The following is a 13,882-nucleotide window of genomic DNA, read 5'->3' on the forward strand; positions in this document are numbered from 1 at the left end:
AGCCGGCGGACAAGCGCGCGAACGCGCAGGCCGGTCGGCGCGCGGGCGGGCAGGCAGGCAGGCCAGCGGGTGGGCAGACAGACAGGCCAGCGGGCGGACCGGCGGGCGGGCGCGGGCGGACCGGCGGGCGGGCGCGGACGAACGGACGGGCACGGGCGCGGGCAGACGGGCGGACGGGCAGGCGGGCGGTCGGGCGGACCGGCGGACGGGCAGACGGGCAGACGGCCGGCGAACGCGCGGGGCAGCCGGCGGACAAGCGCGCGAACGCGCAGGCCGGTCGGCGCGCGGGCGGGCAGGCAGGCAGGCCAGCGGGTGGGCAGACAGACAGGCCAGCGGGCAGGCCGGCCGGTCGGCGGGCGGCTGCCGAACGCGCGGGGCAGCCGGCGGACGAGCACGCGGACACGCAAGCGGGCAGGCAGGCGGGCAGGGCAGAGGGCGAGCAGGCAGGCCGGCCGGTCGACGCGCAGGCAGGCCGGTCGGCGGGCAGTTGCCGAACGCGCGGGGCAGCCGGCGGACGAGCACGCGGACGCGCAAGCGGGCAAGCGGGCAAGCGGGCAAGCGGGCAAGCGGGCAAGCGGGCAAGCGGGCAAGCGGGCAAGCGGGCGATGATGCGCGGCTCGTCGCCGGGTGGCCTGCGGTGGGTCGTTCGTGCGGGGGAGCGAATTGCCTACGGCGCGGCGGCGCGGCAGAGCGCCTACAGCAAGCGGATGTTGCCTGCGATCTCCGCTGTGCCACCCAGCTGAATCAGCGGACCGGACGGGCCGGGCCGGGTGGTCGCGGTGATCGTGGCGGGGCTGCCGAGGGAGTCTCCCATGTCGACGGCGAGGTCGACGCGGCCCCGACCGGTGGCCAGGTGCGCGGCGAGGCACGCGGTGCTGTTGGCGTTGGCGATGTCCTCGGCGACCCCGATCGACGGGGCGAACATCCGGGCCGCAACCCGACCGGTGGACGTCGGTACGGAGTAGACGTAACAACCCAGGAAACCGACCCGATCGCACGCGGCCCGAAGCCGCTCGAAGTCCGGGTCGAGCGCGGCCAGTACGGATCGTGTCGCAACGGGCACCAACAGCCGCGCCCGCCCCACCGAGGCAACCCGAATCCCGTCCGCAACCGACGACCCGATCCCGATCCCAATCCCGAGCGCGGACAACACCGGATCACACTCGACCACCGTCGGCTCGCGCAACTCGACCGGCCCGGCATCGAAGCCGGCCCGGACGTACGCCCCCTCCCGCACACCCCACCCGACGAAATCACGCCCACCCGCCCGGAGCACGACCCGATACTCCGCACCCTCGGCCCGCTCAGCCCGCTCGGCCCGCCCGGCCAGGAAGGCCAACGCTGCGACCGTCCCGTGCCCGCACGCCGGCAATTCCCCCTCGGCGGTGAAGAACCGCAGCCCGACCGAGGGCGGGTCAACGGAACCGCCGTACACCGAAACGAAAACGGCATGCGAGGTCCCCGCCACCACCGGCACCCGGCAACGCTCGTCATCACTCAACGCCGCGTCGTACATCACCGCGGTAGGACTGCCGCCCCCGCCGTCCCGCAGACACGCCCGAACCACCGCAACGGACAAGCCGAGACGCCCACTCACCGACTACCGCCCACGACCGAAAAGCAGGTCAACACACATCACACACATCACACACATCACACAAGGCACCGTACTCACCGACCCACGCCGAAGCCACGGACGGCATGATCCGGGAAGTCCGCGAAGTCCGGGAAGCGACCCGGCGCGGTACAGGACGCGCGCCGGGCCGATTCCCGTGCCGGACCGGGTGGGGGGCAAGCTCTCCGGCTGTGGGAACCGTAGTTCCTCCCACCGACAACACCCCCACGCCACGCGGACAATCCCCTAATGCCGAGGTCACCACGCGTGTGGCCGCATGCTGCCGCAAGACCATACGGGCGCTCGGTTCAACCGGGAAAGCCGGCTTCGGCCGCCTGCCCGGCTCGGCGACGGACGGCCCCTCGTCGCGGACGAACCGCCAACCGCCAACTACGAACCACGAACCACCAACCACCAACCACGAACGACACACGACACACGACAAACGACACACGACGAGCGAGGCGCGCCATACACCCCGCCCGCCGCGCGTCGACAGTACGAAGGTCAGCTGCTCGGAACGTCGATCAGCAGGGCCAACTCGGGCAGTTCCTCTTCGGTGACCAGTTCGATGTCGATGTCCATCTCGGACTCCTTCGGGTCGCCGGCTCCATCGATCGCTACCGATGGGGAACACCGGAAGCGCCATGGTGCGCGCAGCGCCCGCGCAAGCACAATAAGTCAGGAGAAGTCGCGCTCCGTGGTGGGTGATGTCCGTACAGCCGGAAACAGGCTTGTATATCCGCCACCGGCGTCCGCACCGCCCGGCAACTCCCCTCACCGGCAGGCACTTTGCCCGCCACGCCCCGCGAACACCACGGCGCCGCACCCGTGTCAACCGGGCAATCGAGCCCACCGTATCGGGGCGAATCACCGGAACATTGGCCGAAAACGCCAAGCCGGGACGACAGCGGACGTCACGACAACATCGTCACCACGTTGTGCGTGATCGTCCGCACCCGCCGATCCAGGCGCAACAACCGTGCCCAGTCCACCGTGGCCGCGTTGAAGACCGTGCCGCCTCGGGTGTACAGCCCCAACGTCGCCGCCCGCCCGCCGCCGCGCTCCTCCCGAGCCGCGAACTGCCAACCCGCGCCCGGGTCGGCGGGCAGTTCGGCCACCCCCAGGATCGCGAAGTCGGCCGGCGTACCGTCCGTCCCCGTCGCAACGGCCAACCCGCGCGAGTCACGACGCAGCGCCGCACCGTCGCATTCGTAGCCCACCAGGGCGTGTTCCGCGCCCAGCACGTCCCCGTCACGCAGTCCGGTGCCCGCGAACACCGGGTGGTCGGCGTGTTGGATCGTGAAGCCCAGTGCCGCCCGCCGGCCGATCCAGTTGCCGCCGCCGTTGCGGTAGCTGACCCCGATCAGGCTGTTCTCCGGCTCGGATTCCCACCAGTGGTCGGGGACTTCGCGCAGTGTGTCGACGTCGACCCCCAGCGCTGCGCCCGGCCGGAACTTGGTGCACCGCAGCGCCAGGTCGTCCTCGGTCAAGGTGACGCGCCACCAGCACGTGTTCGCGCCGAAGACGGCGATATTGCCGCCTCGGTCACGGAAGGCGGTGACCTGCCGGCGGGTGGCCTCGGTCCAGTACTCGTCGTGTCCGGCGGACAGCAACAGCCGGTATCCGTCCAGGAGTTGAGGGGTTCGGTGCAGATCCAGGTCGGTGCAGAAGTCGACCGCGAACCCGCCCGCCGCCAACCACGCGACGAACGGCGCGTCCCAGTGCGCGAAGGTCTGGCGCGGGCTGCGCGGGTCGTGCGCGTCCGGATGCCCCTTCACCGGCCCGCCGATGCCGCCACCCGGGCGGCGCAGGTCGACGATCCGGGTGCCGCCGAGCGGCGGCGCGTCGTGGTCGTGGTCCGAGCGGTACAGACTTCCGCCGCCGCTCTCGTTGTAGGCGTGGTAGGTGAACAGCGGCACCTTGTACAGGATGCGGGCCCCCGTCGGCACAACGCCCGGCGTGACCACGAACAACAGTCGTGACTGCCGCGCGTCGACCGTCTCGGCACGATCGGGCGCGGGGTCCGGCGGACCGGTGGCGTTCGGTCGCAACACCGCGATGTACACCCCCGAGGGCCAGTCCGGCGGGACCACGAACTCGTAGGCGGGCCAGCGCCAATCCCGGTCCGGGAGGTCGGCGGGCGCGTGGCGGCCGGTCGCCTCCATCGCCCCCATGTGCCGCAGCCCGACGCCGGCGCGGTAGAAGTCGGCGCGAAACCGGCGGGCCCGGGTGGACACGTGCAGCCGCAGGATGTCCCCCGCCCGCACGCTCGGTTCGCCCGGATATCCGTCGACGGCCGGTCCGGACGGATCGGCACAGACCCGGTGCGGCGGCAGAGCGAGCGGCGAGGTGTCCGGCTCCGGCATGTGACTCCCTGGGAAGAGTGGTCAGCAGACGAACCCAATCACGGCACGAGCCGAAAGCACCGCAACCGGTCGAGTTCGAAGACCCGAAGGTGCGACCGGTTCGCGGACAGGAATTCGATCCCGGCCGACGCAAGACCACGCACGGCGCTTTCCCCGTCCAGGCATTCGGCCGGTTCGGTGACCGGAGGCCCACAGGTGTTCCCGATACTCGGCGTGTTCGGCGTGTTCGGTGTGTTCGGCGTACTCGGCATACGCGGCGCCGGCCGTCATCTCGCCTCCTCCCCGTGTCCCACCCGGGTTTCACGCCGCCCGGGTCCGCAACCGAGGGATCTGATGCAGCGCCTCGTCCAGGTCGGTGCGGGCCCGCTCCAGCCAGGTCGAGGTGATGTCCACGGCGTCGCGCTGTTCGTCGGGGCGGCGGTGCAGGCGCGGTTCCTCGCCCGGTCCGGCGGCGCGGGCGTGGGTGATCGCGTGATGCAGGCGGGCCGCGGCGGCCAGTTCCGCGCCCGCGCCGAGCAGCCAGTCCCGCGTCGTCGGATCCGCGACCCTGCCGGTATTGGTCGGGTCGGTCATCGCTCGGGCGAGCGCCTCGATGCTCTTGCCCGCGAGCTTGCGCTCCGCCAACGCGGCGGGCAGGCCGGGGAGTTGCCGTAGCTCCGCGCGCACCACGCTCTCCAGCAGGGACAGGGCATAGGTCACTCGACCGAGCTGCAACAGGTACTCGTCATCGGGAAGCATCGGGCCATTGTGCGACACGCGTCCGACCTGGTCGAGGCATCGGCCGCGCGGCCCCCGCCGACCCCGCCGAATCCGGCCAGGCCGCCGGCCGCCCACCGCCTTCCGATCGGCCGCCCCGACGACCGGCCTTCGGCCGGCACCCGAAAGCGGTACGCACAACCACCGGCAAAAATCACCCGATCGGGAAGGTGAGATGGCAAATCACCGCGAGCAAACGCGACATAGTCGACACCATGCTCGGCATCACCACGCTCACCGCCCGCACCAGCCGCACCCTCGACGCCGCCCCCAGGCCACCGGCCACACTCCCTACCCCCGCCCCCACCCGCCGAACCCGGATCCTCGACCGGATCGCCGTCGCCCTGCCCCTGCTCGTCCTCACCACGATGGCCTGGCAGCGCCGCTGGATCACCGACGACGGCCTGATCTACGTACGCGCCGCCCGCGAGATCCTGGCCGGCCACGGTCCGGTGTACAGCCCCGGGGAACGTGTGGAGACCTCGACCGGCACGTTGTGGCAGTGGCTCCTGGTGCTGCTCGGCGCCTTGGTCCCGGGCGACCTCGCGCGCACCGCCGTGTACGCCGGACTGGTCCTGACCGTCATCGGCGCGTGGCTGGCCATCGACGGCACCCGCCGCTTCCTGCGGGTCCGAACCGCCCGCCCACTGGCCCCCGCCGGCGCGCTGATCCTCGTCGCGCTGCCCCCGGTCTGGGACTTCGCCACCTCGGGACTGGAAACCGGACTGCTCGTCGCCTGGCTCGGCCTGTCCTGGCGCCTGCTGGTCGCCGCGTCCCGGCCGAGCGACACCGTCACCACCGCGCAACGCCTCGGCATCGCAACGGTGTTCGGCCTGGGCCCGCTGATCCGTCCCGAACTGGCGGCCTCCTCGCTCGTCTTCCTCGCCGCCCTCGTCCTGGCCACCCGATCACGGTGGCGGGCAACGATCGCAACCCTCGGGTGCGCCGGCGCCCTCCCCGCCGCCTACGAGATCTTCCGCATGGGCTACTACGGGCTCCCCTATCCGCTGCCCGCCGTCACCAAGAGTGCGACCCGCCAACTCTGGGGCCGCGGCCTGGACTACCTCACCGATTTCACCGAGCCGTATCGGCTGTGGATCCCCGCCGCCCTGATCCTGGCCGTCGTCGCGGCCCTGCTGATCCGACACCGCCCGCGCGACCGGCCTACCCGGGTGATCGGCGCCGCGCCCGCCGTCGCCGCACTCGCGCAAACCCTCTATGTGCTCCGGGTCGGCGGCGACTTCATGCACGGCCGCATGTGGCTGCCGGTCCTCCTGTCGATCCTGCTCCCCGTCCTGCTCGTCCCGGTCGATCGACGAATCCCGGTCCCCGCCCTGGTCGTGCTGATCGCGGTCTGGGCCGGCTGGTGCGGCCTGTCGCTGCGCTCGGGTCTGGTGACCACCCCCGGCCCTCGGCCGGGCGTGTACCAGACCTGGAACGAGCGCATGGTGTACGTCAATTGGACCCGCACCGCCAACCCCACCACGGGCGACGCGCACAGCGCCACGCTGCCCGGGCTGCGGACCGAACTGTTTCGGATGGCCGCCGACCGTCGCCACCTCCTTGTCCTGGACGGCAACTACCTGGCCAACGCGGCCGCGTTGCCCCCGCTGCCGCTGCGCGCCGACCTGCCGGCACCGGAGGGGCTGGTGATGGGCCGGCTCGGCGTCGGCGGCGTGATCACCCCACTGGACGCACTCGTGGTCGACGTATGGGGCCTGGCCAACACCGTCGGCGCACACATCGAACCGACCGAACACATCGCCGCAGGCCACGAGAAGCTCCTCCCCCTGGCCTGGAACGTCGCCCTCTACGTCGACCCCGCCGCATGGCCGCGGATCCCGACCGACGTGGTCCGCGGCGAGGACGTCCGCGCCGCCCGCGCCGCGCTGGACTGCGGCGAACTGCGCGATCTGCTGCGCTCGACCACCGATCCGCTGACCCCGGGCCGCTTCCTGCGCAACCTCACCGGCGCCTTCGACCACGCCGCGCTGACCATCCCACCCGACCCGAAGGCCGCCGAACGCAAGTTCTGCGCCGCCCGCTGAGCCCACCGCAAGTGCCACGGCCGGATCCGGGGCAGCCGCTCGCCACCAACACAACCGAAGTCGGCGACACCGAGCCGTCCGCACCGGCCTCGCGCGTCCGGCGAGCCCACGACACCACCAGCCACGTGCCGATCCCGGCCACCCCACGTTCGTTCACCCGAGCCGGCGAAGCCGTACCCCGTCCCCCGTGTCGACGTGCACCGACCCGACGGTGGCCGGCATCACCGCGGCGGCGCGGACAACGGGCGTCCGGCCGCCGCCACCCGCAGCAGCGGCTTCGTCATCGCCCGGTTGACCGAGGGATCCCGACCCGCGACATACGGCGGGCGCGGGGTGTACCCGGCACCGCCGAACAGCGCGAGGGCAAGCGCGTTGTGCACCCCGGTCTCCACCACCAGGTGCCGCGCGCCCGCCTGCGCCGCGGTGTGTTCCAGGGTGGCCAGCAGATGGCTGCCGTGTCCCCTGCCGCGCTGGTCCGGGCCGATGTACAGGCGCTTGACCTCGGCCGCCGCGCCGGCCGCGGTCCGCCAGCCACCGCAACCGATCGGCATGTGTCCCTCGTAGACCACCACGAACAAGCCGTCGGGCGGCTCCAGATCACGCGGCTCGGTGGTGTCGGGGTGGTCGGCGAAGCCGTAGAGCGCGACCTGCTCCGCATACAGCGCGTGCAGGAGGGCGTGTGCGTCGGGGTGGGTGTAGGGACGGGGGACGAGCCGGATCTGCCGGGCCTGCGGGCCCGATTCGGCCCCGGTCCCGACACCGAACGGCCCGTGGCAGCCCGGGGTCGTCCCCAGGAGGACCCCGCCTTTGGCGCGATGCGCGAAACGGATCAACGACCTGCTCCTCTCCCGCCGACTCGAATGCCCGTACTGCCCACCATTCTCCGCGACACGCCCCCGCGAAGGACAGTGCCCGACTCGGGACAACCGACGCCGAACCCGGCGACACCCGGCCTACGGACACATGTTCCTCTCCCGGATCGACCACCGACCTCGGGGGTCGATCCGGCGGGCCGCCGAGGTGCGGGCCCGGGTCGTCCGCACCGGGTGGTCCACCCCCGACGGCTGACACGGAAGCCATCTGCTGCAAGACTGTCTCCCGGCAACAACCACACACTCACAAGAAGTTCGTCAGCGCCTGGTCGGTCGGTGGAGCGCGCTGTCGTGCTCGCTCGGTATGCGAGCGCGACCGGCCCTGCCCCGGTGGTGTCGCGTCCGCGTCTCGGCTCCGAGCACGTCTCGGAAGGACCACGATGACCACCGACCACCCCGACTTCGATTCCGGCCACGACCTCGACGACGAGAACGGGTACACGCCCGACCCCGAGCGCGACACCGCCGCGCTCCTGGACGCCTTCTTCGAGCACCTCGCGAACACCGTGCACACCCGCTCGCTCCCGGCCGAACTGACCGCCGAGATGCGCGTGTTGCACCAGGAGCTGGAAGCCGCCAACGAACACCGGATCGGCGACGAACCCTCCCGGTACAACCTGCGCCTGACCCTGGCCCTGGTCGCGGCCTACCGGCTCCTGCTGCCGCACCTGCACCGCGAGGATGCCCTGGCGCTGATCGAGACGGCGTTCGTCGAACCGCTCGGCGAGACGCTCCGGACCGCCACCGCAGCCATGCTCGACCACGCGCCCGATCCGTTCGCCGCCATGGTCGCGCTGTCGAAATCCCGCGAAGTGCAGTACTTCGGGGAGACGTTCACCTTCGTGCGCAGCGCGGACGACGATCGGCGCTACCTGCTCGACGTCCACCGCTGCTTCTACCACGAGGTGCTGGTCGCCAACTCCGCACCGGAGTTGACCCCGGCGATGTGCGCGTTCGACGGCAACTGGATCCGGGCGATCGACCCCGAGCGCCACGGCCTGCGCTTCGAACGCCCGACCACCATCGGATACGGCGGAGCCACCTGCCCGTTCCACTTCCACCGCACCGAATCGGCGGAGCCGGCCGAAGACTGACGGCCGGCCGGCCACACCTCGCGGGGCGGGAGCCGTACCGGGCGCGCCCGCCCCGCGGGGTTCCGCCGTTCGCTCAGGCCCGCGTACACGATTGACAAGCATCCGTCTATCCGTGCGCGCGGGACGCGGATGCTTGATCCGGGTGGCGGGCACCCGGTCACCAACGCTCGTACCCTCCCGGTGATTTGGTGCGGAAACGATCAGGTTCGGTCGTACTCGATGGCCTCGGCGGCTCGACACCCTCCCGAGCGTCGGCGGGGTCACCCAAAGGAGTGGTGTGCCGGGGCGTTCGGGTGAACGCGTGGCGGCCGGCGTGTACCGATCGGCGGCGTCTCGTTGTCCGCACCAGAACCGATATCCGGTAGTCGGTGTGCGTCCCTCGCACATCGACTCACCGGCAACTCCACCGTCGGGCCGGCCCGCCCGCCGAACCCGCCACCACGACGAACCCGGAGCCCGACACGCACCGAACCCGACACACGTCGATCCCCGAGCCCCGCCGTGCCGCACCCGGCCCGCGCCGATGAGGACGACGACGACCACCCGTCGGCCTCCGCCGTTCGTCGTCGTGGTCGGCCTCCCGGCCGCCCTGCTCACGGTCGCCGTGACCCGCGTCGCGGGGGTGGCGCCGCCGCTCGTCCTCGCCGCGGGCCTGTCCCTCGCCGTCCTGGTCCGCACGACCCGCGGCCGGCCGCGCGCGATGAGGTACGGCTGTCTGGCCATCGCGGCGGGCACCGTCCAGGCCGGTTGGCGGCCACCCGCGACGTCCCTCCCGCATACGGTGTGGTGGCCGCTGTTCGTCCTGCTCGGAGTCGCACTCACCGCCGCGATCGGCGCCGCCATCGGCCAGTCGGTCGCGGTGGTCCGGGCCGAGGGCGGGCGGGCACCTCGGCTGCGGGCGGCCCTGGACACGTGGCTGGTGACCGCCTCCGTACTCGCCGTGGCCCTGGCCCTGGCCCGGCACTGCGCGGCCGGCGAACACCGCCACCAGCCCGCGCCGACCACGTGGGTCGTGGTGGGCTGGTTGTGCGTGGACATCGTGTGGGTGTGCCTGACGCCTACGTGGTACGGCCGGCCGATGCGCGGGCGGCGCGGCCCGGTGGTCCTGGTCGCCGCGGCGGCCGCGGCGGCGGTCGGCGTCGACGTGTGGGGAAACCTCCCGACGACCGGCACGGACCGCCTGTCGCTGGCCACCCGGGTGCTGGGCGTGCTGATGATCGCCAGTGGCCCGTTCACCCGCGCTCGTCCAGGATCCGCAAGCGGGCCGACGACCCGCCGGCGGGCGGCAACCGGCGTACTCACCAGGTGTGTTCCGGTGCTCGCCTGCGCCGTCGTGGTCTCGGTGCACCTGCTCGCCGGACACGGATCCGACGCGTGCACCACCATCCTGGCCGGCTCCGTCGCGGTGGCGTTGTGGACCCGTCAATGCCTGGCCCGCGTACACAACCTGCACCTCGCCGAGCAACTCGCCCGCCGCCCGGCGCACATCCCGCGCCAGGCGACCCGAGGGATCAGCTGATCGAACCGGCGGCGGGCCGATCGAGCGGTACGCGGCGAGCCGTCACGTGTCCAGGGCGCGCGTGGCCGCGGCGGCCACGGCGGCGGTCAGCCCGGGCTGGTCGGTCGACGGCAACAGCGCGTCCCGAGGGGTGTTCTCGATCAGCGCGTGAGCCGCAGCCACCCGGGCGTGCATCGTGATCGGCCGTCGGCTCGTCGTGGCCGCCGTGAGCAGACCGGGAAGCGCGTGCAGCGGACGCGGCCCGGTGGTCGTGGCGGCGAACGCGGGGGGTGTGTCCGAGCGGGCGCGCAACACCGGGACACCCGGCGGCGGGGTGGCGAACGCGGTGAGATCGACGATCAGATCGGTGTCGCCCGCGACGTCCCGCAATGCGTCGGCGCGGTGTCCGAAGGGATCGAACAGGGTCAGATCGGCGATCCCGGAGGCGATCAGCAGTCCGGCCAGATCGCCGCCGGCGTCGGGATCGACCAGCACCACCCGGGCCCGCAGCGGGTCGATGCCCCGGTTGACCAGGGCATTGACCGTCGCGGCGGCGATCGCGATGGCCAGGCCGTCGTTGATCGCGTCGAGGAGCAGGACGGGTGGCGTGTTGCCGAGGGCGGCACGCGTACCGGTCACCCGGTCCAGGCGGGTGTGCACCAGGACGACGGCGGCGAAGCCGGGGACGAGCAGGCGTACCGCCCTGGCTATGTCGTCGACCTGCGGGGTGGCCACGGGCAACGGGAAGACGTCCAGCCCGGTGGCCCGGCGCAGGTGCACGGCCTGTGATTCGAGCGCGGGCAGGACCGCGTCGGCGGGCAGCGCCTCGAAGCCGAGCACGGCGCTGGCATCGCTGATCAGCGCGACGCGGTGGCCGCGTCCGGTGTAGCGGTCGGTGTGTTCCGGGTGCTCGGCCAGGTGGGAGACCACCCGGCGGTCGGCGTCGGCGTCGAGCAGCGCGACGTCGTGGCCGGTACTGGTCGCCGCGCACACCCGCAGGGTGAGCTTGCCGGTGGAGGCGGTGGTGAAGACCGGATCCTGGGTGTGCAGCAGGTCGGCGCCGAGCCGGTGGGCGAGGGTGCGGGTGAGCCAGGCGAGGGTACGGGGGCCGTCGGCGTCCAGGGTGATCCGGCGCGCGCCCATGGCGTCGGGTTCGTCGGCGCGGTGGACCACGGTGCCGGGGGCGTCGGCGAGGATGCCCGCGACGACCTCGGCGGCGGCGGGCGGGATGTGGATGCGCACGCTGTAGGCGGGGTTGGCGGCGGGGCGTTCGGGGCCGCCGCGCTCGCCTCGGCTCAACACGGCTCGGCCGACGGTGTCGCCGCGCGTAGATCGGCGAGCAGGCCGAGCTGATCGGTGAGCAGTCCGGTCAGGATCCGCCGCGCCACCGCGAGCAGTTCGGCCACCTGGGGGCTGGTCAGCGTGTAGTAGACGGTCGACCCCTCCCGCCGGCTGACCGCCACCAGATTCGCCCGCCGCAGCACGGCCAGTTGCTGGGACAACCGCGATGCCTCGATGCCGACCTCGGGGAGCATCTCGGCGACGGCGTACTCCCGTTCGCTGAGCAGCTCCAGTACCCGAATGCGCGCGGGGTGGCCGAGCGTCTTGAAGAAGTCGGCCTTGAGCTCGTACAGCGGCGCACTCACCGCACCACATCCTTGGACACGGCGAAGACGATAGCTTAACAATTGACAACTTTGGCAACTGCGGGGCGGGTCAGGCAGTGGGGGCGCCGGCCACGCGGCGTTCGCCGCCGTTGCGCTCCTGCCAGAGCCGGTACACGCCGACTGCCGCGGCGCGCTCCTCGTGCCGCATCGGCAGGCGCCGCTCGGTCCAGTCCTTCGCGAACTCGCCGTAGAAGGAGTCGAGCTCGAAGTACCGGCGGTCGTCGACGTAGTGCGGCTCGTAGGCGTCGCGGGTGGTGAGGAAGACGACCTCGTCCGGCGAGCAGTAGTACAGCGCGCCCAGGCACATCGGGCAGGGGTGGGCCAGGACGTAGATCGTGGCGCCGGTCAGGTGCTCGGTGCCCAGCCTGGTGCACGCGTCGCGGATGGCGAGGATCTCGGCGTGCGCGGTGGGGTCGCAGGTCTGGGCGACCAGGTTCGGGGACTCGGCGAGGATCTCGCCGTCCTTGACGATCACGGTCGCGAACGGCCGGCCGCCCTCCTCGACGTTGCGGCGGGCGATGTCGATGGTGCGCTGGGCGAAGTCCATGCGGATTCCTTGTGCGGGAAGGGCGGGGCGGGACGGGGCGGGACACGGCGGGGTGGGTCGGCGCGGTCCGAGCCGGGCCGGGGCCGGGCCAGCGTGGTGGCGGCCCGGCCCCCGGGTGTTGTCGGTTCGGCCGGATCAGAAGGGCTTGGTCGGGAGGTACTTGCCGTCCAGCGTGATGACGGCGCGCTCGCCACCGTCGGGGTCGGCGACCTTCCGCACATCGAGCCTGAAGTTGATCGCGGAGACGATGCCGTCGCCGAGTTGCTCGTGGACCAGGGCCTTGAGGGTGGTGCCGTAGACCTGGAGCATCTCGTAGAACCGGTAGATGGTCGGGTCGGTCGGGATACCGCCGGGGATGGAACCGCGGGTCGGGATCGTCTGCAGCACCATCGTGTCGTCGGCGTCCAGGCCGAGCAGCTCGGCGACGCCCTCGGCCGAGGCCTTGGGCAGCGGGTGCTGGCCGAGCACGGCTGCGGTGACGAAGGCGACCGACAGGCCCGCGGCGTCGGCGATCTGTTGCCAGGTCAGGTCCTTGCGCATCTTGGCGTCGACGGCCTTGGCGGCCAGCGCCTGACGAGCGGTGTTGTCGAACTGGGCGTGCATCATGGGCGGGGCTTCCTGATTCGTGAGTACGGATTCGTGAGTACGGATTCGTGAGTACGGATTCGTGGGTGGGGATTCGTGGGTGGGGATTCACGCGTGCGGGATTCCGGTCGGCCGGTCAGGGCCGGTGGGCAGCGTCGAGTTCGGCGACGGTGCCGGTGGGGATGTCGTAGACCCAGCCGCGCAGCGCGACCGAGTTCGTGGTCAGGGCGCGGGCCACCGACGGGTGGGTGGCCAGATTCGCCAACTGGGCGAGCACGTTCTCCCGCACCAGGACATCCACGTTCCGCGCATCCGCCGCGGCGGCACTGCGGGCCACGGCGGCATCCGCGTGCCGCAGCCAGTCGGCGATCGCCGGGGCGCCGCCGAGGTCGTGGTGCTCGGCGAGGGCGGTCATCGCGCCGCAGGCGGAGTGCCCGCACACGACGATGTCGCGCACACCCAGTACGGCGACGGCGTACTCGATACTGGCCACCACACCGTCCGGGCCCGGCGTGTAGGCGGGGACGAGGTTGCCTGCGGTGCGGATGACGAACAGCTCACCCGGCTCGCTGTCGGTGATCAGCTCCGGCACCACGCGGGCGTCGGAACAGCCGATGAACAGTGTCGACGGCCGGTGGGTGGCCGCCAGGTGGGCAAAGAGCTCCGCCTTGGCCGGGTAGACATCCCGCCGGAACCGCGCGACACCCTCGTCGAGGTCTTGCATGGTCACTCCCTTGTGGCTGCCCCACGGCTGCCCCACGGCTGCCCTACGGCTGCCGGCCCGATGTGGGCCGACGTGTTCCACCATGCATGACCTGTACCCATAGCGTC

Annotated in this window: 13 protein-coding genes; 3 read left to right on the forward strand and 10 right to left on the reverse strand. The window is 72.1% G+C overall.

Annotation, left to right across the window (positions count from 1 at the left end):
- Positions 1 to 694: 694 nt before the first annotated feature.
- From ABIA38_RS06665 to ABIA38_RS06680, 4 genes are all read right to left on the reverse strand, one after another.
- Positions 695 to 1,597 (reverse strand): PhzF family phenazine biosynthesis protein, encoded by a 903-nt coding sequence (locus ABIA38_RS06665; protein ID WP_424637501.1) that lies wholly within the window; start codon positions 1,595 to 1,597, stop codon positions 695 to 697.
- A 525-nt stretch (positions 1,598 to 2,122) separates the two neighbouring features.
- A complete protein-coding gene (locus ABIA38_RS06670; protein ID WP_424637502.1) occupies positions 2,123 to 2,290 on the reverse strand; it encodes a hypothetical protein in 168 nt (55 codons plus the stop codon).
- A 242-nt stretch (positions 2,291 to 2,532) separates the two neighbouring features.
- Positions 2,533 to 3,984: a N,N-dimethylformamidase beta subunit family domain-containing protein gene (locus ABIA38_RS06675; protein WP_424637503.1), complete on the reverse strand. Its 1,452-nt coding sequence runs from the start codon at positions 3,982 to 3,984 to the stop codon at positions 2,533 to 2,535.
- 300 nt (positions 3,985 to 4,284) lie between these two features.
- Positions 4,285 to 4,722, reverse strand: coding sequence for a hypothetical protein (locus ABIA38_RS06680; RefSeq protein ID WP_424637504.1), 438 nt, complete (start codon positions 4,720 to 4,722; stop codon positions 4,285 to 4,287).
- 233 nt (positions 4,723 to 4,955) lie between these two features.
- Between ABIA38_RS06680 and ABIA38_RS06685 the strand changes: the two genes are divergently transcribed.
- The gene (locus ABIA38_RS06685) at positions 4,956 to 6,788 is read left to right on the forward strand and encodes a hypothetical protein (RefSeq protein WP_424637505.1); all 1,833 of its coding nucleotides are present in this window, start codon (positions 4,956 to 4,958) and stop codon (positions 6,786 to 6,788) included.
- Between the two features lie 221 nt (positions 6,789 to 7,009).
- Here the strand turns inward: ABIA38_RS06685 and ABIA38_RS06690 are convergent, their stop codons facing one another.
- A complete protein-coding gene (locus tag ABIA38_RS06690; protein ID WP_424637506.1) occupies positions 7,010 to 7,621 on the reverse strand; it encodes a GNAT family N-acetyltransferase in 612 nt (203 codons plus the stop codon).
- A 419-nt stretch (positions 7,622 to 8,040) separates the two neighbouring features.
- Here ABIA38_RS06690 and ABIA38_RS06695 point away from each other — a divergent pair, with 419 nt between their 5' ends.
- Positions 8,041 to 8,754 carry an L-2-amino-thiazoline-4-carboxylic acid hydrolase gene (locus ABIA38_RS06695; protein WP_424637507.1) on the forward strand — a complete coding sequence of 238 codons (714 nt, stop codon included), beginning with the start codon at positions 8,041 to 8,043 and terminating at the stop codon, positions 8,752 to 8,754.
- A gap of 523 nt (positions 8,755 to 9,277) precedes the next feature.
- The gene (locus ABIA38_RS06700; protein WP_424637508.1) at positions 9,278 to 10,273 is read left to right on the forward strand and encodes a hypothetical protein; all 996 of its coding nucleotides are present in this window, start codon (positions 9,278 to 9,280) and stop codon (positions 10,271 to 10,273) included.
- A 42-nt stretch (positions 10,274 to 10,315) separates the two neighbouring features.
- Here the strand turns inward: ABIA38_RS06700 and ABIA38_RS06705 are convergent, their stop codons facing one another.
- The 5 genes from ABIA38_RS06705 to ABIA38_RS06725 form a co-directional block, all read right to left on the reverse strand.
- Entirely contained in the window at positions 10,316 to 11,554 is a 1,239-nt protein-coding gene (locus ABIA38_RS06705) for a malic enzyme-like protein (protein ID WP_424637509.1), read from the reverse strand.
- A complete protein-coding gene (locus ABIA38_RS06710) occupies positions 11,548 to 11,898 on the reverse strand; it encodes an ArsR/SmtB family transcription factor (protein ID WP_424637510.1) in 351 nt (116 codons plus the stop codon). Before ABIA38_RS06710 ends, ABIA38_RS06705 begins: the two co-directional genes overlap by 7 nt.
- A gap of 70 nt (positions 11,899 to 11,968) precedes the next feature.
- Positions 11,969 to 12,466 carry a nucleoside deaminase gene (locus ABIA38_RS06715; RefSeq protein WP_424637511.1) on the reverse strand — a complete coding sequence of 166 codons (498 nt, stop codon included), beginning with the start codon at positions 12,464 to 12,466 and terminating at the stop codon, positions 11,969 to 11,971.
- A 135-nt stretch (positions 12,467 to 12,601) separates the two neighbouring features.
- The gene (gene cynS / locus ABIA38_RS06720; protein ID WP_424637512.1) at positions 12,602 to 13,072 is read right to left on the reverse strand and encodes a cyanase; all 471 of its coding nucleotides are present in this window, start codon (positions 13,070 to 13,072) and stop codon (positions 12,602 to 12,604) included.
- A gap of 115 nt (positions 13,073 to 13,187) precedes the next feature.
- Positions 13,188 to 13,775, reverse strand: a complete 588-nt coding sequence (locus ABIA38_RS06725; RefSeq protein ID WP_424637513.1) for a carbonic anhydrase — start codon at positions 13,773 to 13,775, stop codon at positions 13,188 to 13,190.
- Positions 13,776 to 13,882: the final 107 nt, after the last annotated feature.

The sequence above is a fragment of the Embleya sp. AB8 genome, from assembly GCF_049739465.1.
Lineage (GTDB): Bacteria > Actinomycetota > Actinomycetes > Streptomycetales > Streptomycetaceae > Embleya.

What these genes read in the sequence shown, in the direction of transcription:
- ABIA38_RS06700 (WP_424637508.1), top strand. Translation starts at nt 9,278, where the DNA reads ATGAGGACGACGACGACCACCCGTCGGCCTCCGCCGTTCGTCGTCGTG.
- ABIA38_RS06715 (WP_424637511.1), bottom strand. Translation starts at nt 12,466, where the DNA reads ATGGACTTCGCCCAGCGCACCATCGACATCGCCCGCCGCAACGTCGAG.
- ABIA38_RS06680 (WP_424637504.1), bottom strand. Translation starts at nt 4,722, where the DNA reads ATGCTTCCCGATGACGAGTACCTGTTGCAGCTCGGTCGAGTGACCTAT.
- ABIA38_RS06725 (WP_424637513.1), bottom strand. Translation starts at nt 13,775, where the DNA reads ATGCAAGACCTCGACGAGGGTGTCGCGCGGTTCCGGCGGGATGTCTAC.
- cynS (WP_424637512.1), bottom strand. Translation starts at nt 13,072, where the DNA reads ATGATGCACGCCCAGTTCGACAACACCGCTCGTCAGGCGCTGGCCGCC.
- ABIA38_RS06695 (WP_424637507.1), top strand. Translation starts at nt 8,041, where the DNA reads ATGACCACCGACCACCCCGACTTCGATTCCGGCCACGACCTCGACGAC.
- ABIA38_RS06685 (WP_424637505.1), top strand. Translation starts at nt 4,956, where the DNA reads ATGCTCGGCATCACCACGCTCACCGCCCGCACCAGCCGCACCCTCGAC.
- ABIA38_RS06675 (WP_424637503.1), bottom strand. Translation starts at nt 3,984, where the DNA reads ATGCCGGAGCCGGACACCTCGCCGCTCGCTCTGCCGCCGCACCGGGTC.